Here is a 21197-nt window from a genome sequence, read left to right as displayed (position 1 = left end):
TCAAAAGGACTCGCGTGGGTGTTCCGGCCACCGGATGGCTACCCTCGGGCAATGCTCACCAGGCGGCTCGGGGTGCGGACCCGGATTCTGGCCATCGCACTCGTGCCCAGTCTGGCGCTGGTGGTGATCGGCGTCGGTGCGACCGGATACCTCGTGGACCGCTCCAACACCGCCCAGGACTGGGCCGATGAAATGCGCGACGGTGTCGCACCCACCCGCGAACTCATCGAGGCGCTCGAATCCGAACGCCGAATCACGCTGTGGCGCATCGCCGGAGCCGATACCGATCTGCACGCCCTGGCCGCCGCTCGCCAGCGCCTGGATATCGCGCTGACCCAGCTCGCTCCCGCGCAATCGCGGTTGAGCAGCATCGGGCCCCGCGCCATGGGCGATACCACCTCCGCGCTCACCGATCTGGGCAAGCGGCTCACCCTGATTCGCGCCGGACTCGACGCGGGCACCCTCGTACTCGGCGACGCGGACGCCTTCTACAGCTCCATGCCGCAGCTCGTGCTCGCCGGTGTGCGCATCGCCCAGCAGACCGCCCCGGACGCGCCCACCGCCATCGAACTCGCTTCCGCCAGTGAGGTATTGCAGAGCCTCGAGGCCATGAGCCGGGCGAACGCGCTGGGTGCGGCGCTCATCGACGGCGGCGGCGGACTTGCTCCCGACCTGGCCAATGAATATCTGCGCCTGCTCGGCTTCTATCACAATCGCGTCGATCGGCTCATCGGCGACGGTGACCCGCGGCAGGCGGCCGCCGCGAAAGCCCTTGTCTCCGGGGCGGCCTGGCAGCGACTGGGCGCGATGGAGGTATCGCTGACGCAGCGCGCGGTGCCGCGCGCGGAGGGCGCGACGTTCAAACCCGCCCCGCTGCCGCTGACCACCGCCGAGTGGGAGAGCGTGGCGAACGAGGTCAACAAGGCGCTCGCCGATCTGTGGCAGGCCCAGAACATCGAGGCGCAGCGGCTCGCCGGTGATGCCGCCGCCGATACCACCCGGAACTCACTGCTCACCGGTGCGGCCATGGTGGTCACCGCGCTCGGCGCGATCCTGGTGGCGCTGGCACTGGCCAATCGAATCATTCGGCGGCTGCGGCGACTTCGCGACGAGACCATCGCCCTGGCGGACGATCAACTTCCCGAGACCATGCGGCGGCTCGCGGACGGTGAACAGGTCGACATCGATACCGCTTCTCCCGCACTGAAATTCGGCGGCGATGAAATCGGCCAGGTGGCAGACGCTTTCAGTCATGCGCACACCGCCGCCATCTCCGCCGCGGTCACCGAATCGCGCACCCGCGAGGGCGTCAAGGCGGTCTTCCTCAATATCGCGCACCGCAGCCAGATCGTGGTGCACCGGCAGTTGGAGCTGCTGGACGAGGCCGAATCCAAGCAGGAGGATCCGGTCCTGCTGGAAACCTTCTTCCTGCTCGACCATCTCGCCACCCGCGAACGCCGCAATGCCGAGAACCTGGTCATCCTCGCCGGTGGCCGTCCCGGTCGCCAATGGCGGAACCCCGTGCCACTGATGGAATTGGTGCGCAGCGCGGTCGGCGAAACCGTGGACTACAAGCGCGTCCGCACCGGCAAGCTGCCGCAGAGTTTCATTGTCGGCGTCGCGGTCGGCGATCTCATCCATCTGCTCGCCGAACTCATCGACAATGCCGCGCACTTCTCGCCGCCGCAATCGCACGTGCAGATCACCGGCAATACCGTGGGCCGCGGGGTGGCCCTGGAGATCATCGATCAGGGCGTCGGCGTCGGCGAGGAAGAGCTCGAGCGCATCAACACCCTGCTCGCGACCGCCGCGGATATCGGGCTCACCAGCTTCTCCAGCGATTCGCGCCTTGGCCTGTTCGTGGTCTCGCAACTCGCTGCCCGGCACGGTATCTCGGTCCGCCTCTCCGAATCCGATTACGGCGGCCTGCGCGCCATCGTGCTGATCCCGGCCGCCCTCATCGCCGGTGAGACCCCCTCCCCGGACTACAGCTCCGGCCAGCTCCCGATCCCCCGCCGCGCCGAATTCCGCCCGGACACCGGCGAACTCCCGGTGCTCGACGCGCCCGCGGCGCGGGACAGCGGTCACGACGCCAACGAGGCGCGCTCGGACCGGCCGCGCGCCATCAACCATGACGCGACCTACGGACCCCGAAGCGCGAACGCGGCGCGTCCGAGCGATATCGGGCGGCACGCGCGCCGCCCGCACGACACCCGCCCGTCGCTGCCAAAACGCCGCCGGCAGGAAAGCCTCGCACCGGAATTGGCGCACGACCCCGCGCCGGAGCCGACCGCCCCGGCACCGGACGCCGTCGGCCCCGGCGCGGGCGCGCCGCCCGCACTGCCCGAGCGCAGTCCGGAGCAGGCCCGAGACCTCATGTCCGCCATCGAGAACGGCACCCGGCAGGGCCGTCGCTCCGATCCGGGCACCCTCCCCCCATCCGACAACACTCGACAGGAAGGCGACGGTGAGTACTTCTCCCGCCGGTGACCTCGACTGGCTGCTCGACGATCTCGTCGACAAACTCGCCGGTGTGCGTCACGCCGTGGTTCATTCGACCGACGGTCTGCTGCTCGGCCGCTCCACCCGCATGCTGCGCGAGGACGCCGAACACTTCTCCGCCATGTCCTCCACGCTGTACGGGCTCTCCCGCAGTGCCGGACACCGTTTCGACGGCGGCGGCGTGCGCCAGGCGGTGATCGAACTCGATCGCGCGGTCTTATTCGTGACCGCCGCGGGCGCGAACGCCTGCCTGGCGCTACAGGCGGGCGCGGACGCGAATCTGGGCATGGTGGCCTATGAGATGAACCTGACCGTGCAGCGGGTGGGTTCGTTCCTGTCGACCGCGGCCCGTCGCTCCGGCGAATTCGGCTGAGCCCCCGCATGACCGGGTTCGAGGTGGACACCCCGCTGGCGCAATCGGTGAAGATCCTGATCGCGGGCGGTTTCGGGGTCGGCAAGACCACCATGGTCGGTTCGATCAGCGAGATCACCCCGCTGCGCACCGAGGAGATCATCACCGAACGCTCCGCGGGCATAGACGATCTCACCGGTGTGGAGGGCAAGACCACCACCACGGTGGGGCTGGATTTCGGCCGCATCACCATCGACGCCGGACTGGTGCTGTACCTGTTCGGCACCCCCGGCCAGGACCGATTCTGGTTCCTGTGGGACGAATTGGCGCGCGGGGCGCTCGGCGCGGTGATCCTGGCCGACACCCGCAGACTGGAGAATTCGTTCGCGGCCATCGACTTCTTCGAACGCCGCGGCATCGGATTCACCATCGGCGTCAATTGTTTCGAGGGTGCGCCGGTGTACTCGCCCGAAGAGATTCGCGATGCGCTGGACCTGGACGAACACGTGCCGATCCTGCTCTGCGACGCGCGTGATCGCAGCTCCTGCAAAGAGGTGCTGACCACCCTCGCCGAATATCTGATCACGCGCGCCCTGGCGTGAGGGTTTCATACCGGTGCATGCATGAGAACCTGTGTCAATCCTGTTCCCGCTCAATGAGATCAGCTTGACGAATGTGACGTTCATCCCGTTACGTTGCGCAGATGTTCAGAGCGAGACTCGGGGTCCGGACCCGTGTTCTCGCCATCGCATTGGTTCCGAGCCTCGCGCTGCTCGTGATCGGTGTGGGTGGCGCGGGATACTTGGTGGTGGAAGGCAAGAACGCGCGAGAGTGGGCGGACGCACTGACGGCCGCCACTCCTCTTTCCAAGGAGCTGGTCAGCTCGGTGCAGCTGGAACGCCAGCTCACCATGGCCCAGCTGGCCGGTGACGAACCCAATCCGAAGGCCCTGACCCAGGCCAGGACTCGCCTCGACAACGCACTGCGCGGCATGTCGGGCACCACCAAGGATATGGAGGCGCTCGGCCCGCAGGAGGTCACCGGCGATGTCGGCGGGTTCCTCACCCTGACCCGCTCGCTCGCGGCCGTGCGCACCCAGATCGACGGCAACGCACTGCCGTTGACCGACGCCTACAACTTCTACGGACATCTGCTCGACCTCATCTCCGTCGGCACCCGCGCCGTGGAGACCACCGCGCCCAATCCGGAAGTCGCCATCGAGACCGCGGCGACCCTGGAGATCGTCTCCGCGTCCGAAATGCTCTCGCGGGCAGACTCATTGGCCGAGGTGCTGCTCCGGGACGGAACGCTCGCGCCGGATCTGGCCATCGAATTCTCGCGCGTGCTCGGCGCGTACCGCGTCAATATCGGCGTCCTCGCGGGCGCGGACGGCAGTAAGGGCAAGCCCGCCTTCCAGGCGGTGGTCAACGACCCGAACTGGCAGAAGCTGATCATGATGGAGAACGTGCTGCTGGCACGCGCCATCGATCCCATGACCGCGGCTCCGGTGAAAGCCGGTGCCACGCAACCGGTCGCGCCGCTCACCTTCACCCCGCAGGAATGGCGCGATACGGTCACCGCCGTCAACAAGTCGCTGCTGGACATGTGGGACGCGCAGAGCCGGTACGCGCTCGGCCTGGCCGGTGACGCCGCCGATAAGAACGCCCGCAACTCGGCCATCGCCGGTGGCGCCATGCTGCTGGTATCGCTGTCCGCGTTCCTGGTGGCGCTGCTGCTCGCGAACCGAATCATCGGGCGGCTCAAGCGACTTCGCAATCAGACCTTCCTGCTCGCCGATGAGCGACTACCCGAGATCATGTCGCAGCTGCGCGAGGGCAAGTCCGTCGAAGTCTCCACCGAGACACCGGAAATGGACTTCGGCACCGATGAGATCGGCCAGGTGGCAAAGGCTTTCGGTCACGCGCACAGCGCCGCCGTCGCCGCCGCGGTCACCGAGGCCCGCACCCGCGAGGGTGTGAAGGCGGTCTTCCTCAATATCGCGCACCGCAGCCAGGTGGTGGTGCACCGGCAGCTCGAGGTACTCGACGAGGCCGAGGCCAAGCAGGAGGATCCGGCACTGCTGGAGATCTTCTTCCGCCTGGACCACCTCGCCACCCGCGAACGCCGCAATGCCGAGAACCTGATCATCCTCGCGGGCGGTCAGCCCGGACGGCAGTGGCGAAACCCGGTGCAGCTCATCGAGGTTGTGCGAAGCGGTGTGGGCGAGGCGCTGGACTACACCCGCGTCAAGATCACTCGACTGCCCGAGGTCGCGGTCGCCGGCAGCGCCGTCGCCGACCTCGTGCACCTGCTCGCCGAACTCGTCGACAACGCCGCGCATTTCTCGCCGCCGCAGTCGCAGGTCGAGGTGCGCGGCAATGTGGTCGGCAAGGGCATCGCCATCGAGATCGTCGATCAGGGCATGGGCATGCAGGAGGCCGAACTCGCCCGGATCAACGATATGCTGCGCAACCCACCGGATTTCGGTGTCAACACGCTCTCGGAGGACTCGCGCCTCGGCATGTTCGTGGTGGCGCAGCTGGCGGTCCGCAACGGCATCTCGGTGCGACTCGCCGAATCCGATTACGGCGGCGTGCGCGCCATCGTGCTGGTGCCGTCCTCGCTCACCGTCGACGGTGGCCGCCGGACCGGCGAAATCCCGGCGGTGCCAGCGGCATTCGACACCGGCCAGTTCCACGCCGCACTGGCCGCCGAGACCGCCAAACAGCTCGAGGCACAGCAGCAGTTCGAGGCGTCCAAGACGCCCAAACCACTCGATGCCCCACCGGCGTTCGAGGCGCCCCGGCAGCTCGAACCCCCCGCCGGGCTGCCGTCCTTCTCCAACCAAGCCCTTCCGGCCCGCCCTGAACCTCGCGCACCGGAGCGTCAAATGTCCTTCGATACCCCGCGGCCGTTCGAACCGCCGACCCAGCCGAACTCGAATCGCCCGCAGTCGTTTTCCCGGCCCGCACCCGAGCCGCAACCGGAAAACGATTTCCGCTCTCGCGATTTCGACCGATCCCAGTACACTGGCTCGGACGTCCGGCCCGAGCTCCCGCGAAGGCGCCGGCAGGCAAGTCTCGCACCGGAATTGGCGCAGGAGACGGCGGCTACCGAAGCGCCCGATCAGCCCACCCGCACGGCCGAGCAGGCCCGAGACCTTTTCTCCGCCATCGAAAACGGAACCAGGCAGGGCCGCCGGGCCGATCCCGGCGCGGCCGAGCCTGTGTCCAAGCATTTCCAGGACCGACAGGAAGGCGACGGTGACCACCTCAAACGCTGGTGATCTCAACTGGCTACTCGATGATCTGGTGGATCGGCTCGCGGGCGTCCGGCACGCGGTGGTGCATTCCACCGACGGTCTGCTGCTCGGGCGCTCCTCCGCGATGAGCAGGGAGGACGCCGAGCACTTCGGCGCCATGTCCTCCACCCTCTACGGACTCGCACGCAGCGCGGGCAGCCGGTTCGACGGCGGCGGCGTACGCCAGGCGGTCATCGAACTGGATCGCGCCGTACTGTTCGTGACCGCGGCGGGCAGCCACGCCTGCCTCGCGCTGCAGGCCAATGAGCAGGCCAATCTCGGCATGGTCGCCTATGAGATGAACCTGACCGTGCAGCGCGTCGGTACCTATCTGTCCACCACGCCGCGCCATCATCTGGCCGGACAGGTTAACCCCAGGCTGTCATGATGGCGCGGCCGGGGGATCACTGGTTCGACGATGCAGCAGGTCCATTGGTGCGCCCATACGCCAGGACCGGCGGTCGAACCATGGGCGCTGGGCATGATTTGGACATGCTCACGGTAGTGGTGGTGCCGAACGCGGCCCCACCGCTGCGCCGGGTGGAACCGGAATACGGCGACATCGTGCGCTTGTGCAGGCTTCCGCTGTCCGTCGCCGAAGTATCGGCGGCCCTGCGGCTGCCTCTTGCAGTGACCAAGATCCTCGTCGGCGACCTCATCTCCGACGGCATCCTCAAGTTCCGTGCGCCCGTCTCTCCCGACGCGGCGCCCGGTGACCTCAACATTTTGCGAGCTGTACTCGATGGCATCCGAAAACTTTGACCAATCCCAGCCCATGGCCGCGTCGGTGAAGATCCTCATCGCGGGCGGTTTCGGCGTGGGCAAGACGACTATGGTGGGGGCGCTCAGCGAAATCACGCCGCTGAGAACCGAAGAACTCATCACCGAACTCTCCGCCGGGGTCGACGATCTGCGCGGCGTGGAGGGCAAGACCACCACCACGGTGGCACTGGACTTCGGCCGCATCACCATCGACCGAAACCTGGTGCTGTACCTGTTCGGCACCCCCGGCCAGGACCGATTCTGGTTCCTCTGGGACGAATTGGCCCGTGGCGCCCTCGGCGCGGTGGTGCTGGCCGACACCCGCCGCCTCGAAAGCTCTTTCGCCGCAATCGATTTCTTCGAACGCCGCGGTGTGGCGTTCACGGTAGCGGTGAACTGCTTCGAGAACGCACCCCTCTACACCCCGGTGGAAGTCCGCGACGCCCTGGACCTCGACGAGCAGATCCCCGTCCTGCTCTGCGACGCCCGCGACCGCGCCTCCGCCAAGAACGTGCTGATGACGCTGGTGGAATACCTCATCACCCGCGCCGCGGCCGCACCCGTGGCCACCTGAACCACCCTCGCCACGAAAGCAGCGCCCGCCCTTGCCAGTTCAGGGACGGGCGCTGTTTTCGTCTCCCGGTCAGGACAGCCGGGTGAGCACTCCGGCCAGACCGTCCTCGACGACGGCGGCATCGTCGATGTCCAGACCGTGGATGACTTCGTGCCAGGGCCCGAGTTGATGCCAGATCTGCGCGCGGGCGCGCAATTGCGCTGTCACGCCGTAGGTTCGCGTGACAGCAGCGCCGAATTCCGGTGGCGTGCCGAACAGTGCCCAGGCCAGATCGATGGCGGGATCGCCCAGGTGGGCGTCGCCGAAATCGATGATGCCGCTGAGGGTTCCATTCTCGGCCAGCACGTGTTCGGGACCGAGGTCGCCGTGTACGACGGTGTCGGCGGGCAGAACCACCGCCGCATCCAGCAGCGACAACGCTGAATCTCGCTGTGCGGCAGGCAGTAGCGGCACGACCTCGGTTCGGAAACGGTCGATATCGGCTGCCCGCTCGGTTCTGGTATGCGCTTCGGGCGGGAGGCCGTGCCGTAGCGCGTCATTCGCGGGGACGTCGTGCAGTGCGCGCAGGAACTCACCCAGCGCCCGGCCGTGTTTCGCCGTCGGTTCGGTCAGCTCCGCGCCCGGAACGAATCGATGGCGCAGTATCAGCGGCTCCTCGCTCACGACGCCCGGTACGGGGACGGGAAGCGGTAATCGCGGTGCCAGCCAAGGCATCAGGCGCGCCTCGCGGCGCAACTGCACTCCCACCTCGGGCCTGCGTGGCCGTCGTTCCACCCAGCCGTCGACCAGGACCGCTCGACTATCCCATCCGCCGTCGAATTCCATTCCACCACTGTGCCAGGGCCGGGTCAGCGCAGGAGGCCGCGTGCGACCAGGGCGATCAGGGCGTCCGCGCGGCGGGCCGGGTCTGGAAGGGATTCGGTGGCGAGGGCGATGCCGTTGGCCAGATGCAGTAGATCCTCGACGGTGACCGTCGGATCGACCACGCCCTCGCGATGCGCGCGCTCGAGCAGCGGGTGGACCGCCTGTCGAATCATGGTGTGCGGCTCGAACTCCGGGGCGGAGTGATAGCCGGTCAGGGCGGGGCCGAGGCCGCGGGCGGTGGTGGCGTGCGTGACGACATCGCGTATCCAGAGCACCAGGGCGTCACCGGCGTCGGGTGCGGTGAGCAGGTCGGCCGAGCGGTCGCAGAGCGCCTGCACGCGGGTGTGCAGCACCTCGCCCAGCAGGGCTGCGCGGCTGGGGAAATGGCGGTGCAGGGTGGCGGATCCGACTCCGGCACGGCGGGCGATCTCCTCGAGCGATGCCTCGGCTCCGGCCTCGCCGATCACCTCACCGGCGGCCGCCAGCAGGCGATCGCGATTGCGTTGCGCGTCGGCGCGCAGCCGGATGGGTTGCTCGGCCATGGGTCGCGGCACCTTCTTGCTAAGTGGGGTGGGTCCCCCGTATCGTACCGAACTGTAACTGGGGTACCCCCTCCACTTAGTTCGAGGAAGTCTCATGTTGAACATCACCACCGCCGACCGCGTAGCGATCTACGAGGTCATCGCCCTGCACGGCCATCTGATCGACGATGGCGAATGGGACCGTCTCGGCGAGGTTTTCGCCTCCGACGTCGTTTTCGACATCACCGACTACGGCTACGGCACCCTGCGCGGGCTCGACGCCATGCTGGATCTGGTGCGCGGCGTGCACGACGACAAGAATCAGGCGCTCGGCCATCACGTCACCAATACCGTCGTGACCGGTCAGGACGGCGATACGGTGTCGGCCCGCTCCAAGGGGCTTGGCGTCGCACCCGATGGAGGGGCCGGAACCGCCATCTACGAGGACACGCTGCGGCGGGAACCGCAGGGCTGGCGGATCAGCTATCGCAAAGCCATTGCCCGCCGCACCGAAAGCTGAACCACCGCAGGCTATTCGGGAATGGTGGCCACCGCGTCTATCTCCACCAGCGCGCCCGGGCGGCCGTGCGCGGCGGTCGTGATGACCGTGATGGCGGTGCGATGATCACCCCACACCGCCCGTGACGCGGCGAAACCCGCTTGGGCGTCGACGCCGTTGACGATGTAGATATTCAGTTTCACCACATGCTCGGGATCGGTTCCGGCAGCGGCCAATACGGCCAGTACATTGCGCATCGCCTGTCGGGTCTGCGCCTCGATGCCCTCCAGCATGACGCCGTCGCCATCGGTGCCGAGCTGGCCGCCGACGTACAGCGTCCGGCCCGCGGGTGCGATCACGCCCTGGGTGAACGCCGGGTTGTAGTGCAGCTCTTCGGGATCGAGATGGATCGCCGCCGCGGTCATCGGTCGCCCGCCGCGGCATCGGTGTGCAGGTAGAGATCGCGCAGCAGCGAGACCTCCGAAAGATGGTGGATCAGTTCACGATTGATGTGCAGCACCAGTGCGGCCATCGGCAGTTCGGGGAAGGGCTCCTTCGAGCCGACCGGGGTGCGCAGTTCGGCCTCGCTGAGCCCCTTCACCCCTGCCAGCCAGACGTCTACCTGAGTCTCCAACTGCTTCAAGGCATCCGCCGCACTTCCGGCGTACTCCCACTCGTCGTAGGAGGCCGCGGGCGCACCGAAATGCACGGCATTGCGCGCGGCCAGCACGCCGACGATCACATGCCCGAGCCGCCACGCGATGGTGGTGAAGGGTGCGGGCGTCGGGGTGGGGATGGCGTAGTCGATGGTGAAGTCGCCCGCCCCGGCCTGCACGGGTGCGGTGGAACTCCCCCGCTCCCGCACACTCCACGCCTCGGGCACCGGTGACCAGAAGTATTCGTGATCGGTGAGCCCGGTCAGCCGGGCACGAATCTGATTCTCCCAATGCCACTCCCATTGCTCGCGCAATGTCTGATTCCAGTCGAATTCGTTCGTATCCATGACAGCCACCCTCGCACCGATAGCGGACAGATCCGGTCCGCTATCTTAGACACGATGGGCGGTATGAACGAGGGATCCGAGGGCGAGCGCGGCACCACCGAGCGCGTCCTCACACTCCTGGGACTGCTGCAGCAGCGGCAGGTCTGGACCGGTCCCGAACTGGCCGGGCGTCTCGGTGTCACGCCGCGCACGGTCCGCCGCGATGTCGACCGGCTGCGCGCGCTCGGCTACCCCGTGCACGCCAGTCAGGGCGTCGGCGGCGGCTACCAACTGGGGCGCGGTCAAGACCTGCCACCGCTGCTGCTCGATGACGAGGAGGCGATAGTCACCGCCGTCTCGCTACTGCTCGGCGCGGGCGGTGCGCTCACGGGTGCGGGCGACGCCGCACTGCGCGCGCTCACCAAACTGGATCGGGTGCTTCCCGTCCGGCTCCGGCAACAGGTCCAAACCCTGACCGGCGCAATCGATTCCTTCGACGGCGGCCGCACCCCGATCGACCCCGACGTCCTGATGACGCTCGCACGAGCCTGCCGGGATCACCTCGAAGCCGCGTTCGAGTACCCCTCGTCCTCCGCGACCGGGCCCCGCCGGGTCGAGCCGTACCGCCTCGTCGCCTCCGATCGCCGCTGGTATCTGCTCGCCTACGACCTCGATCGCGCGGACTGGCGCACCTTCCGGGTGGACCGCATGAGCGCGGTCGCGTCCCGAACCTGGCGCTTCCGGCCGCGCCCCGCGCCCGATCCGGCTCCGTACGTCCAGGAAGCCGTGACTACCCGCGCCTACCCCGAACAGGCGGGCTTCCTGATCCACGCCCCCGCTGACACCGTTCGCGCACAGGTGCCACCCTCGGCGGCCTCGGTACATCCACGGGATCGCGACACCTGTGAATTGCGCAGTGGCGCAGCCAATCTCGATGCCGTCCTCATGCACGTGGCGATGCTGGGCCACGATTTCGAGGTCCTGTACCCGCCGGAACTCACCGCCCGTTGCGAATCTCTCGCGGCCACTCTCCGATCGGCCGGGCGCGGCAGCGGGTCGCCCTCTGCGTCCGATTTGCCCGAAAGTAACTGAAATCAATGTTGACTGCGGGATTTTCAGTCTGCGAGATCGTTTGACCCGCAAATATGTTGCGGGTGAGGACATTTGAAATCGGCTTCGTCACGACACGCGGTCGCAGTGGGGTTGCGAGGCGTCAAGTGCTCTAATCTCCGATCCCGTGCATGTGGGCAGAAATGATCGCATCGCCGAGGTCTTGATCCTCGGGGCCGGACCGGCCGGGTTGGTGCTCGGCAATATTCTGCAGGGCGCGGGGATCGATTCGGTGATCCTCGAGCGCGGCAGCCGCGCGCATATCGAACAGCGGGCGCGGGCCGGATTCCTCGCGCCCGAAAGCGTCGCGGTGCTGCGCGAGTACGGGCTCGACGATGGGCTGCGCACGCGCGGGCGCACCCACGATTCCTGCGAATTCCGCACTGCCGCAGGGCGGTTCGAACTCTCGTACGGTGCGCTGGGGCGGCGTGAGGTGCATACCGTGTATCCGCAGCAGGATCTGGTGACCGATCTGGTCGCCGAATACCTGCGCCGCGGTGGCGAGCTGCGCTGTGAGACCACCGCGCAGCAGCTCGGCGACCTGCGCGGCGATCTGCCGTGGGTGCTGGCGCGCACGCTGGAGGGCGTCGAAAACCGGCTCGGCGCAAGCTATGTCGCCGGCTGCGACGGTGCACGGGGACTGGCTCGCAAGACCTTCAACGCGCCCAGCTCGACCTGCGAATACGACATCACCTGGCTGGCACTGCTGGCCCAGGCCCCGCCGACCACGGACACCGTCGTCTACGGCGTGCACCGGGACGGCTTCGCCGGGCAGATGCCGCGCGGGCCGGAGGTGACCCGCTACTACCTCCAGTGCGATCCGCACGATGATCCGCTGCACTGGAGTGAGCAGCGCATCTGGGATTCGCTCGCAACGCGATTGGACGCGGGCCGATACGGACCGCTGCGGGCGGGGCCCATTTTCGAGCGCGGTCTGGTGCGGCTGCGCTCGGAGATCCTGGATCCGATTCAGCAGGGCCGATTGTTCCTGGCCGGTGACGCGGCATCCTCGATCAGCCCGTCGGCCGCCAAGGGCGCGAACCTGGCCATTCTCGGCGCGCGCACGCTGGCGCGGGCCTTCATAGCGGCGCTGCGCGGCGGTAATACCGCTGCGCTGCAACGCTATTCGGCCGAATGCGTGCCGCGTATCCGGCGCGCGCACGAGTTCTCGCACTGGATGATCAATCTGCTGCACCCTCCTGTCGGCCCGAACCCGGCCTTCGAGCGCGATCTCCAGCAGGCCCGCCTGCACAGCCTCGCCACCTCGCGCACCCATCAGGACTTCTTCGCGGAGAACTACGTCGGCATCTGAATACAGGAGGACGCGTGACCCGTTCGCTGGCTGTACCCCTTCGTATCGAAACAACCGACCGCGAAAGAATCACGGAGGCAGTGGAGTTCGTCAGAACGCATGACACCGGCCGGGTGCTGGCCGCGATGCTGCCCGATCTGACGGTCGCCGAACACGCCGCCATCGCCGCGCACTGCCGGTTCGCGCACACCGCGGTCCTGATCTTCCCGGAGGAACCGCAGGCGATCGACGCGCTGTTCGCCGAGCATGACCTCACCGTGGTCTCGGCGGGCCCCAGCACGGTGGTGCGCCGCCGCCTGGCCATCCGGCACGGCCTGTCGGACGAGCGGCTGCCGGTGCACATCTACCGGGCCGCGTTACCGGCCCTCGATGGAACCCCCTGTGAGATAGAGCTTTTCGCCCTCGAGAACGCACCGGAGGAGGTGGCGGCCGCCGAACGCGTCACCGGGGCCGAGTCCCATCTGGCCATGGCCACCGGGGTCATCGACGAAATCACCCTGACCGGTCTGCGCGCACTGTTCACCGGCCGGGGCCGGATGCGTGCCGACGGCGGCGGCTACAACCCGCACGAGGACACCACCATCCTCTACTTCGCGTGCACCGGTGCGCGCACTCAGCCGTACCGGCGACTGGAACTGCATGTCGCCGGGCATCAACCGCAGGTGCTGAGCACCCACACCCTCGAATCCGAGGGCCCGGCACAGCGTTTGCTGCGACAGTTGACCGGTGCGTGGGCCACCCAGGCCCTCGCGGTCGCCGCCGAACACGGCATCGCGGACCATATCGCCGCCGCCCCCGGCGTCCCACTCGCCGAACTGGCCACCCGCACCGGCACCGACTGCGGGGCGCTGACCCGGCTCATGCGCTATCTGCTCGACCTCGAGGTGGTGGAACCCGCGGGCGCGGGCTACGCCCTCACCGATACCGGCGCGCTGCTCGCCCACGGCCACGAGCACTCACTGAATTCCCTTGCGCGCCTGTACGGTGGCGCGTTCTACGAATCCTTCGGCGCCCTCGACTACGCCATTCGCACCGGCCACACCGCATTCGACGAACACTTCGGCCAGCACCATTTCGACTACTTCACCGCCGATCCGGACCGCGCCGAACTCTTCGACAGCGCCATGGCCGCCAGCGCCGCCATCTTCGGTCACGTGGGCCACCTGATCGACACCTCCACCGCCGACACCGTCATCGACGTGGGCGGCGGCAACGCCGAACTCCTGGCCCGAGTCCTGTCCGCGAACCCCCGCCTGCGCGGCACCCTCTTCGAACGCGCCACCACCCTGGACCGCGCCCGCACCACCCTGCTCCGCGAAAACTGCTTCGACCGTTGTCACCTGGTCCCCGGCGACTTCTTCACCACCCCGCTACCCCCCGCCGCTGACATCTACCTGCTCTCCAGAGTCCTGCACGACTGGAACGACACCGACTGCCGCACCATCCTGCACAACTGCGCCACCGCCATGACCCCCACCTCACACCTCTACATCATCGAAAGACTTCTCCCCGAAGACAATTCCCCCTCCCTCGTCCCCGCCTGGGACATCCACATGCTCTGCAACGTAGGCGGCCGCGAACGAACCCCCACCCATTACCGAGATCTGGCTGCATCGGTCAACCTCGAAGTGACCGAATGCCACGACCTCCCCCTGGGTTTCGCGCTCCTGAAGGTGCGCAAGCGGGCCTAGAACACCTGACGATGCGCCGGTGCCAATGGGACGTCAACGACGTCCCTTGGTATCCGGCGCATTCCGCTTCGGGCCGAATGTTCATGTCACGTGGCGTTATTGCCCGGAATGATCGGCATTGGTCCCGGGTCGGGGATCAGTTGGGTTCGACGTCGGCGAAGTCGTTGATCCAGCGGTGTGGAGGGCGGGGCGGGTTGGGTTCGCCGGGGCGCGATACGCCGATGGCTTGCCAGCCCGCCGCTACCGCGGCGTCGAGTTCGTCCGGATGGTCGGAGAGGAACAGGATGCTTTCGGCGGGGACTCCGATTGCGCCTGCGATCTTTTCGTAGGACGAGGCTTCGCGCTTCGGGCCCGCGGTGGTCAGGTCGAAATGACCGGTGATCAATGGGGAGAGGTCGCCGGGACGGGCGTAGGCGAACCAATCCTTTTGGTTGCGGACCGAACCCGAGGAATAGATGTAGAGCTCGAGGCCGGATTCGCGCCAGGCACGGAGCATGGGTGGGACGTCGGGGAAGAATTCGCCGTAGAGGGAACCGTTGCGGAAGCCTTCGGCGCAGATGATGCCCTGGGCGGCTTTCAACGGTTCGGCTTTCACGTCCGTGTTCAGCCAGTTGATGAGGATCGCCGCCACCTCGGCGACCGACGCGTCCGGCTGTTCGGTCAGTGCGCGGGTTTCGGCGATGATCGAATCCGCCGCTCCCCCGGTGTTTTCCGCGAGCCAGTCCGGGAGCCGGTCACGGGTGTAGCCGTACAGCTCCTCGCGGACCGAACTCGTCGGGCTGGTGGTTCCCTCGATATCGAGGACGATGACATTGATCATGCCGGGAGCAATTCGTCGAGGGTCGGGAAGCCGCCGGAGATCTTATCGCCGGTGAAATCGCCGATCCAGCCGTCTTCCTCCTCGAAGAACCGCACGGCCACGAATTCCGGCTCGGTGCCCATATCGAACCAGTGCAGCGTGCCCGCCGGAACCGAGACGAGATCGCCCGCGGTGCAGACGGTCGCGAGCACCTCGTCACCGAGATGCAGATAGAAGCAGCCCTGTCCGGCGGCGAAGAAACGCACTTCGTCCTCGGCGTGCCGATGCTCGTCCAGGAACTTGGTGCGCGCGGCGACGGCCTTGGCGGGCCATTCCGGATCATTCGCATCGGGGTGAATCCGCGCCACATCGATGAACTTGAAGCGGCCGTCCGCATTCAATTCCTCGATGCGCGACTGATATTCGGCCAGCAGGTCCTCGGTCGAGGTCGCGGCGTCGAAACCGTCGAACAGCGACCAGCGCTCGAAGGTGATGCCGCGCTTACCGAGTTCGGCGGCGATCACCGCGTCATCGGTGGTGCGCAGCTTGACATCGGCGGAGTCCTGATCGGACATGATCTGCAGCAGAGTCATCGGTATTCCTTCCTCGGAACTAATTCTCGCGCACCGGCAGCTCGCGGAGACCGGTCAAGGTGACCAGCTCGCACATGGCCTCGAGGCATTCGGCGCGGTCGCGGGCCTGCGCCAGCGTCGCACCCCATGCCGTAATGCCATGTCCGGCAATGAACAACACCGGCGGAGCGTCGGGATGTTCGTTCAAATACTTCTCGATATCCGCGCCGATCTGCGGGACATCGGCGTGATTCGGGAAAACCGGAATGTCGATGAGATCGGGACGGGTACCGCCCAATCCCTTGATGAGCTCGTATCCGGTGAAGCGCACAGGCTGCACATCGGCACTTGCTGCAATGATCGACAGCGCGGTGGCGTGCGGCGGATGCACATGCACGACCGCGGTCGACTCGGTGGTCCGGTAGACGGCGGTGTGAATCGTGGTCTCGGCGGACGGCTTTCGCCCGGTCGCCGACAGCGGCGCGGAATCCGAGACCGCCACCGTCACGGTGTCATTCTCGGCCAGCTCACCCTTGGACAGTCCGCTCGCGGTCACCACGGCCGTATCGCCCTGGCGCACCGAGATATTGCCTGCTGTGCCGGGCATCCAGCCATTGGCGTAGAGCCCGCGCGCGATGGCCGCGATCTCCCGCCCGGCATCGAGTGCGGGATTGCCGAGCACGCCATTTTCGGTGACAACAGCGGTCACCAACTCCGGCGGCGTCACATCGAACGCGGGATTGAACGTCGGCGTCCCCTCGGGAGCCGTTGTCACACCGCCGAATCCGGTGACCTCAGCCGAGGCCCGCTGTTCCACCACGATGTCGCTGCCACGCGCGGTCGCCACATCCCGGGTCGATTCCGGCGCAACGACGATGAACGGAATCCCATGCCGCTTGGCCGCGATGGCCAGCATGTAGGTGCCGATCTTGTTCGCCACCGACCCGTCCGCGGTGATGCGATCCGCGCCGACCATGACCGCGTCCACACCCTCGGTCGCCATCGCCCAGGCGGCGGCGGAATCGATGGTGAGCCGATGCGGAATCCCGGCCTCGGCCATCTCCCACGCGGTCAACCGCGCACCCTGCAACAGCGGACGCGTCTCGTCCACAATCACTTCCGCGAGCGCACCGCGCTGATGCAGCACATTCAAAGCGCCGATGGCGGTGCCCACGGCGGTCGTCGCGAGCCGTCCGGTATTGCAGTGCGTGAGAATCCGCAGCGGCCGATCCGCGCACAGTCGCTGGACAAGATCGGCGGCATGCGTGGCGGCAGCCAGGTTCACCCGGCCGTCCTCGGCCAGCATTTCCAGCGCCTCATCGAGTACGGCCTGCGCACCGTTTGGCAGCTGCGCCAGCGCCCGCTTCACACCCCACGCGAGATTGACGGCGGTCGGCCGGGCATCGGCGATGCGCGCCGATTCCGCTTCGACCAGTTCGGTATTCACCACCCCGTCGACCGTTGCGGCCTGCGTCGCGATCACCACACCGAACGCCCCCGACACGCCGATGGCCGGAGCGCCGCGAATCGCCAGCGATTTAATGGCGTCGATGAGATCGTCGACCGTGGTGATCCGCAATTCCCGCAGCTCCTGCGGTAGTGCGCGCTGATCGATGGTGACCAGGGCACCGTCGACCCACTCGATCGAACTCGTCGCCATCTATCGTCTGTCCTCTCGCTGACTCCGGCGCGACCCGCGACCGGCACACGCCCACCGTATCGAACACGGATCGCCGCGTGACCGGCAGGTTTCAGATCACCGGAATCCGAATCATCGCGATCGGCACACCCATCGGGAGCAAAGATCGGCGAGTCCTGCCAGGTGGGATCACACCGTTACCTTCTCGTGTTCTTCGGGCATACCGCGCTACCATTGCGGTATGGCGAGAGAACGTCGCACCCGAAAGATCACCGTGACGGTGCCGGAGGAGATCGCCGCGACCCTGGACGATTGGCGCAGCCGGGGTCGTATCGAATCGATTTCGGCATTCGTGGCGGAGTCCGTGAAGAACCGCGTCGACCGCGCCGAATCCCTGGCTCGCATCGAGCAGGTCTTCGGCGGCCGCCCACCCCTGGATCTGATCAATCGCGCCCGAGCCGTGCAGGGCCTGCCTCCATTACCCGAGGAGGATGTCAACGGCGACCACGCCGGCGCGGCATGACCTCCCCCGGCGCCACCCTCGGCGGCGTCGTCTTCGATACCGCCGCGCTGACCGCGTGGGCGCATCGGGTCGCCTATGTGCAATCGGTGGTGTGGGCCACCGCGGACGCCGGGCACACCATCGTCATCCCGGCCACCGCACTGGCTGCGGCGCGTGCGCTCATCCCGCCGGGCCGGCATGACATTCTGACCGTCCTGCTGGATCTGCCGAATACGGTCATCCAGCCGCTGGACCGCCCGGCGAGTGATCAACTCGGCGCGGCCCTGGCCGATCGTTTCGACGCCGATGCGCTCATCCCGGCCGGGCACGCGACCATCGAAGCGGTGAGCCGGGATTGGCCCTGTCTCACCGACCGCCCCGATACGCTCCGCAAGCTCGATCCGCGCATTCAGACCGACACCCTGCCCTGACACCTCGGCTCCGGATTCGTTGCGCTACCGCTAACCGGTCCCGGGATCGATCAGTCGATAGCCGACGCCCCGTAGCGTTTCAATGGTGTTCTGCCCGAACGGCGCATCGATCTTCTTGCGCAGATAGCCGACGTACACCTCGACCACATTCTCCGGTCCGGTGTAATGCGCATCCCAGACATTGCGCAGGATCTCGGCTTTGGTGAGCGCGATTCCCCGGTGCCGCATCAGGAATTCCAGCAGCGCGAATTCCCTTGGCGTGAGCGTCAATTCGGTCTCGCCGTAGCGCACCAGCCGCCGCGCGGGATCGAGCGTCAGCGCCCCCGCCGCCAAGATCGACGGCTGCTGCGGGGCTCGCCTGCGCAGCAGCGCGCGCAGGCGAGCGATCAGCACCACGAAGGAGAACGGCTTCGTCAGATAGTCGTCCGCGCCCAGATCGAGCGCATCGGCCTGTTCGTAATCGCCGTCCTTGGCCGTGAGCATCAGCACCGGCGTGGCCACATCGCGCTGCCGCAATCGGCGCAGCACCTCGTACCCGCTCAATCCCGGCAACATGATGTCGAGCACGATCACATCGAAATCGTCCTCGGTCGCCAACCACAGCCCGTCGGTCCCGGTGTGGGCGAGCTGCACCACGAAACCCTCCAGCTCGAGACCGCGCGCAATGGTCCGCGCCAGGCGCTCCTCGTCTTCCACCACCAGCACTCGCACCGCCCAAGCATGCACCAGGTGATGCGGACCTCCCGCAATCGGCGTGTGTTCTCAACATCCTCTCAGCGGGTTCGTGACATGGTCGAAGGATGTCCTCCGCAGCTACCTCTAAGCAAATGGAGTCATCGGCGGTATTCACGCGGCCGAAACCGCCGCGTCCGGCCGCGCTCGGCGTACTGATCGCCTTGGGGTTGGCGGTCCTGGCATTGACCATCGCGGTGCTGGCCCATCCGGATCCGCTCGGTCCGGATGCGAGCTGGATGCGATGGTTCGTCGAACATCGCGGTGATACCGCGACCTCGCTCGCCAAGGGCATCAGCATGCTCGGCGGCACCGCCGCCATGACCTTGCTCGCGGCCGTCGCATATGCGGTATTGCTCTGGGGAAGGCGATGGGAGACAGCGGTTTTCGTCGCGATCACCGGACTCGGCGCGGCTGCGCTGGTCTACTTCGGCAAGCTGCTGATCGCGCGCCCGCGCCCGCCGCTGGCCGATCGGCTGGTGATCGAGACCAATCACTCCTATCCGTCGGGGCACGCCCTGGGGTCGATCGTCGTGGTCGGCGTGGTGGCATTGCTGGCCGCGCGGGTGCTGCACGGAGTATGGCGAGCGCTGTTGCTGACCGTCGCGGCGCTGTTCGTCGTGGGCGTCGGGGTCTCCCGCATCTATCTCGGGGTGCACTGGCCGACCGATGTCTTCGCCGGATGGGTCTTCGGCATCCTGTGGTTGAGCCTGTGCTTCACCTTCGAGCCCGTGCTCGCCGAGCGCTGCCGGGCCGTGCTGGCGCGGGCCGCGCGGAACTGAACCGGTGAATCAGGCGCGCCCCAGCGCGAGGGTGACATTGTGGCCGCCGAATCCGAACGAATTGCTGAGCGCGTAGTCGAAGCTCTGCGCACGCGGCGCACCGGCGACGATATCGAGCGGGGTTTCCGCATCGCCCTGCTCGAAATTCAGTGTGGGAGGCACGATCTGCTGTTCCAGCGTGCGCAGCGTGAGGATCGCCTCCAGCGCGCCGACCGCGCCGATGGAATGTCCGAGCGCCGACTTCGGCGCGTACACCGAGGCATTCGGCGCGACCGCTGTGATGGCATTGGCCTCGGATGCGTCCCCGACCGGAGTCGAGGTGGCATGTGCGTTGATATGCCGGATATCTGCCGCCGACAATCCCGCGGTGCCGATCGCCTTGCGCATGGCCCGCGCGGCCCCATCGCCATCGGGCGCGGTGCCGGTGATGTGATACCCGTCCGAGGTGATGCCCGCCCCGAGCACGCGCCCGAGTATCCGCGCACCCCGGGCCCGCGCGTGCGCCTCGGATTCCAGCACCACCATCGCCCCGCCTTCGCCGAAGACGAACCCGTCGCGATCCTTGTCGAAAGGCCGTGAGGCGCGCGCGGGTTCGTCATTGCGGGTGCTCATGGCCCGCATCATGGCGAAGCTGGCGATCGGCACCGCATCGATATGCCCTTCCACGCCGCCCGCGACCACCACATCGGCCTCACCGGTGGCGATCAGCCGCCAACCGTGCGCGATGGCTTCCGCACCCGACGCGCATGCCGAAACCGGTGCGTACACACCGCCTTTCGCGCCGATCTCCAAGCCGACGGTGGCGGCCGATCCATTCGGCATCACCATGGGCACCGTCATGGGCGGCACTTTGCGATAGCCCCCGGCTCGCATGGCGTCGACCGCGTGCACCAGCGATTCGCCGCCGCCGAGCCCGGTTCCCACCGCGACCGCGAGTCGTTCGGGATCGATCTCGGGCGTTCCGGCTTCCTGCCAGACCTGTCGGCTCAGTACCAGTGCGAGCTGCTGGACGAACGACATCCGGCGCTGCTCGATTCGGGTCAGCCGCTCCCCGGGCTGATTGGTCAATCGCCCGCCGATCCGCACCGGCAGTTGATTCTCGGCAACGAAATCGTCTGTGAGCGTGGCGATTCCGCTCTCCCCCGCCAGTAGCCGCCGCCAGGTCGTATCCAGATCCGGCCCGAGGCAGGTGGTGGCCGCCATCGCGGTAACCACGACATTGCGAGTTTCTGTACCAGTTGCTACACCCATGCCGACATGGATACCTGTA

Annotated in this window: 23 protein-coding genes; 14 read left to right on the top strand and 9 right to left on the bottom strand. The window is 67.2% G+C overall.

The genetic code is table 11. The features are described 5' to 3' along the window. Positions 1-51 precede the first annotated feature (51 nt). The 7 genes from ACFC4D_RS00445 to ACFC4D_RS00415 all read left to right on the top strand — a co-directional run bounded on the left by ACFC4D_RS00445 (position 52) and on the right by ACFC4D_RS00415 (position 7491). Complete coding sequence (locus tag ACFC4D_RS00445; protein WP_376061045.1) at positions 52-2490, top strand: nitrate- and nitrite sensing domain-containing protein; 2439 nt, start codon at positions 52-54, stop codon at positions 2488-2490. After that, positions 2468-2875: a roadblock/LC7 domain-containing protein gene (locus tag ACFC4D_RS00440; protein WP_364634349.1), complete on the top strand. Its 408-nt coding sequence runs from the start codon at positions 2468-2470 to the stop codon at positions 2873-2875. The genes ACFC4D_RS00445 and ACFC4D_RS00440 overlap by 23 nt, the downstream gene beginning before the upstream one ends. Before the next feature lie 8 nt (positions 2876-2883). Beyond that, the gene (locus ACFC4D_RS00435) at positions 2884-3456 is read left to right on the top strand and encodes an ATP/GTP-binding protein (protein WP_375967249.1); all 573 of its coding nucleotides are present in this window, start codon (positions 2884-2886) and stop codon (positions 3454-3456) included. A gap of 101 nt (positions 3457-3557) precedes the next feature. Then, on the top strand, positions 3558-6140 hold the full coding sequence (locus ACFC4D_RS00430) for a nitrate- and nitrite sensing domain-containing protein (protein ID WP_376061044.1): 2583 nt from the start codon (positions 3558-3560) through the stop codon (positions 6138-6140). Then, positions 6118-6543 (top strand): roadblock/LC7 domain-containing protein, encoded by a 426-nt coding sequence (locus ACFC4D_RS00425; RefSeq protein ID WP_067563521.1) that lies wholly within the window; start codon positions 6118-6120, stop codon positions 6541-6543. Before ACFC4D_RS00430 ends, ACFC4D_RS00425 begins: the two co-directional genes overlap by 23 nt. Next, positions 6543-6917, top strand: coding sequence for a DUF742 domain-containing protein (locus tag ACFC4D_RS00420; RefSeq protein ID WP_364634358.1), 375 nt, complete (start codon positions 6543-6545; stop codon positions 6915-6917). The genes ACFC4D_RS00425 and ACFC4D_RS00420 overlap by 1 nt, the downstream gene beginning before the upstream one ends. Beyond that, a complete protein-coding gene (locus tag ACFC4D_RS00415) occupies positions 6898-7491 on the top strand; it encodes an ATP/GTP-binding protein (RefSeq protein ID WP_364634361.1) in 594 nt (197 codons plus the stop codon). Before ACFC4D_RS00420 ends, ACFC4D_RS00415 begins: the two co-directional genes overlap by 20 nt. Positions 7492-7560: 69 nt before the next feature. Here the strand turns inward: ACFC4D_RS00415 and ACFC4D_RS00410 are convergent, their stop codons facing one another. After that, on the bottom strand, positions 7561-8316 hold the full coding sequence (locus ACFC4D_RS00410) for a phosphotransferase family protein (protein ID WP_376061043.1): 756 nt from the start codon (positions 8314-8316) through the stop codon (positions 7561-7563). A gap of 23 nt (positions 8317-8339) precedes the next feature. Further along, positions 8340-8897, bottom strand: a complete 558-nt coding sequence (locus ACFC4D_RS00405) for a TetR/AcrR family transcriptional regulator (protein WP_376061042.1) — start codon at positions 8895-8897, stop codon at positions 8340-8342. A 94-nt stretch (positions 8898-8991) separates the two neighbouring features. On the opposite strand from ACFC4D_RS00405, the gene ACFC4D_RS00400 reads away from it, so the two are divergent. Beyond that, positions 8992-9396 (top strand): nuclear transport factor 2 family protein, encoded by a 405-nt coding sequence (locus tag ACFC4D_RS00400; protein WP_376061041.1) that lies wholly within the window; start codon positions 8992-8994, stop codon positions 9394-9396. 11 nt (positions 9397-9407) lie between these two features. Here ACFC4D_RS00400 and ACFC4D_RS00395 read toward each other — a convergent pair whose 3' ends face one another. Together ACFC4D_RS00395 and ACFC4D_RS00390 are read right to left on the bottom strand one after the other, a co-directional pair. Then, the gene (locus ACFC4D_RS00395; RefSeq protein WP_375967242.1) at positions 9408-9800 is read right to left on the bottom strand and encodes a RidA family protein; all 393 of its coding nucleotides are present in this window, start codon (positions 9798-9800) and stop codon (positions 9408-9410) included. After that, a complete protein-coding gene (locus tag ACFC4D_RS00390; RefSeq protein WP_376061040.1) occupies positions 9797-10378 on the bottom strand; it encodes a DinB family protein in 582 nt (193 codons plus the stop codon). The genes ACFC4D_RS00395 and ACFC4D_RS00390 overlap by 4 nt, the downstream gene beginning before the upstream one ends. A 63-nt stretch (positions 10379-10441) precedes the next feature. Between ACFC4D_RS00390 and ACFC4D_RS00385 the strand changes: the two genes are divergently transcribed. From ACFC4D_RS00385 to ACFC4D_RS00375, 3 genes are all read left to right on the top strand, one after another. After that, positions 10442-11449, top strand: a complete 1008-nt coding sequence (locus tag ACFC4D_RS00385; protein WP_376061039.1) for a helix-turn-helix transcriptional regulator — start codon at positions 10442-10444, stop codon at positions 11447-11449. Positions 11450-11594: 145 nt separating this feature from the next. Beyond that, positions 11595-12779, top strand: coding sequence for a 4-hydroxybenzoate 3-monooxygenase (locus tag ACFC4D_RS00380; RefSeq protein WP_376061038.1), 1185 nt, complete (start codon positions 11595-11597; stop codon positions 12777-12779). An 80-nt stretch (positions 12780-12859) separates the two neighbouring features. Then, positions 12860-14470, top strand: coding sequence for a methyltransferase (locus ACFC4D_RS00375; protein WP_376061037.1), 1611 nt, complete (start codon positions 12860-12862; stop codon positions 14468-14470). 136 nt (positions 14471-14606) lie between these two features. Here ACFC4D_RS00375 and mtnC read toward each other — a convergent pair whose 3' ends face one another. Genes mtnC through mtnA form a run of 3 tightly spaced genes read right to left on the bottom strand, consistent with a single transcriptional unit; the run spans position 14607 to position 17501 of the window. Further along, on the bottom strand, positions 14607-15290 hold the full coding sequence (gene mtnC / locus ACFC4D_RS00370; RefSeq protein WP_376061036.1) for an acireductone synthase: 684 nt from the start codon (positions 15288-15290) through the stop codon (positions 14607-14609). Beyond that, positions 15287-15862: an acireductone dioxygenase gene (locus ACFC4D_RS00365; RefSeq protein WP_375967230.1), complete on the bottom strand. Its 576-nt coding sequence runs from the start codon at positions 15860-15862 to the stop codon at positions 15287-15289. The genes mtnC and ACFC4D_RS00365 overlap by 4 nt, the downstream gene beginning before the upstream one ends. A 19-nt stretch (positions 15863-15881) precedes the next feature. Then, positions 15882-17501, bottom strand: a complete 1620-nt coding sequence (gene mtnA, locus ACFC4D_RS00360; RefSeq protein ID WP_376061035.1) for an S-methyl-5-thioribose-1-phosphate isomerase — start codon at positions 17499-17501, stop codon at positions 15882-15884. Between the two features lie 220 nt (positions 17502-17721). Here mtnA and ACFC4D_RS00355 point away from each other — a divergent pair, with 220 nt between their 5' ends. Both ACFC4D_RS00355 and ACFC4D_RS00350 read left to right on the top strand, forming a co-directional pair. Continuing rightward, complete coding sequence (locus ACFC4D_RS00355; protein ID WP_364634398.1) at positions 17722-18003, top strand: hypothetical protein; 282 nt, start codon at positions 17722-17724, stop codon at positions 18001-18003. Continuing rightward, positions 18000-18413, top strand: a complete 414-nt coding sequence (locus tag ACFC4D_RS00350; protein WP_364634401.1) for a hypothetical protein — start codon at positions 18000-18002, stop codon at positions 18411-18413. Before ACFC4D_RS00355 ends, ACFC4D_RS00350 begins: the two co-directional genes overlap by 4 nt. Positions 18414-18443: 30 nt before the next feature. Here ACFC4D_RS00350 and ACFC4D_RS00345 read toward each other — a convergent pair whose 3' ends face one another. Continuing rightward, a complete protein-coding gene (locus ACFC4D_RS00345) occupies positions 18444-19124 on the bottom strand; it encodes a response regulator transcription factor (protein WP_376061034.1) in 681 nt (226 codons plus the stop codon). Positions 19125-19240: 116 nt separating this feature from the next. Between ACFC4D_RS00345 and ACFC4D_RS00340 the strand changes: the two genes are divergently transcribed. Next, the gene (locus ACFC4D_RS00340) at positions 19241-19927 is read left to right on the top strand and encodes a phosphatase PAP2 family protein (RefSeq protein ID WP_376061033.1); all 687 of its coding nucleotides are present in this window, start codon (positions 19241-19243) and stop codon (positions 19925-19927) included. A 9-nt stretch (positions 19928-19936) separates the two neighbouring features. Here ACFC4D_RS00340 and ACFC4D_RS00335 read toward each other — a convergent pair whose 3' ends face one another. After that, a complete protein-coding gene (locus ACFC4D_RS00335) occupies positions 19937-21178 on the bottom strand; it encodes a KasA/KasB family beta-ketoacyl-ACP synthase (RefSeq protein WP_376061032.1) in 1242 nt (413 codons plus the stop codon). Positions 21179-21197 lie beyond the last annotated feature (19 nt).

The sequence above is a fragment of the Nocardia sp. NPDC056000 genome (assembly GCF_042269265.1).
Taxonomy (GTDB): Bacteria; Actinomycetota; Actinomycetes; order Mycobacteriales; family Mycobacteriaceae; genus Nocardia.
This window is presented reverse-complemented; position numbering and strand designations above follow the sequence as displayed.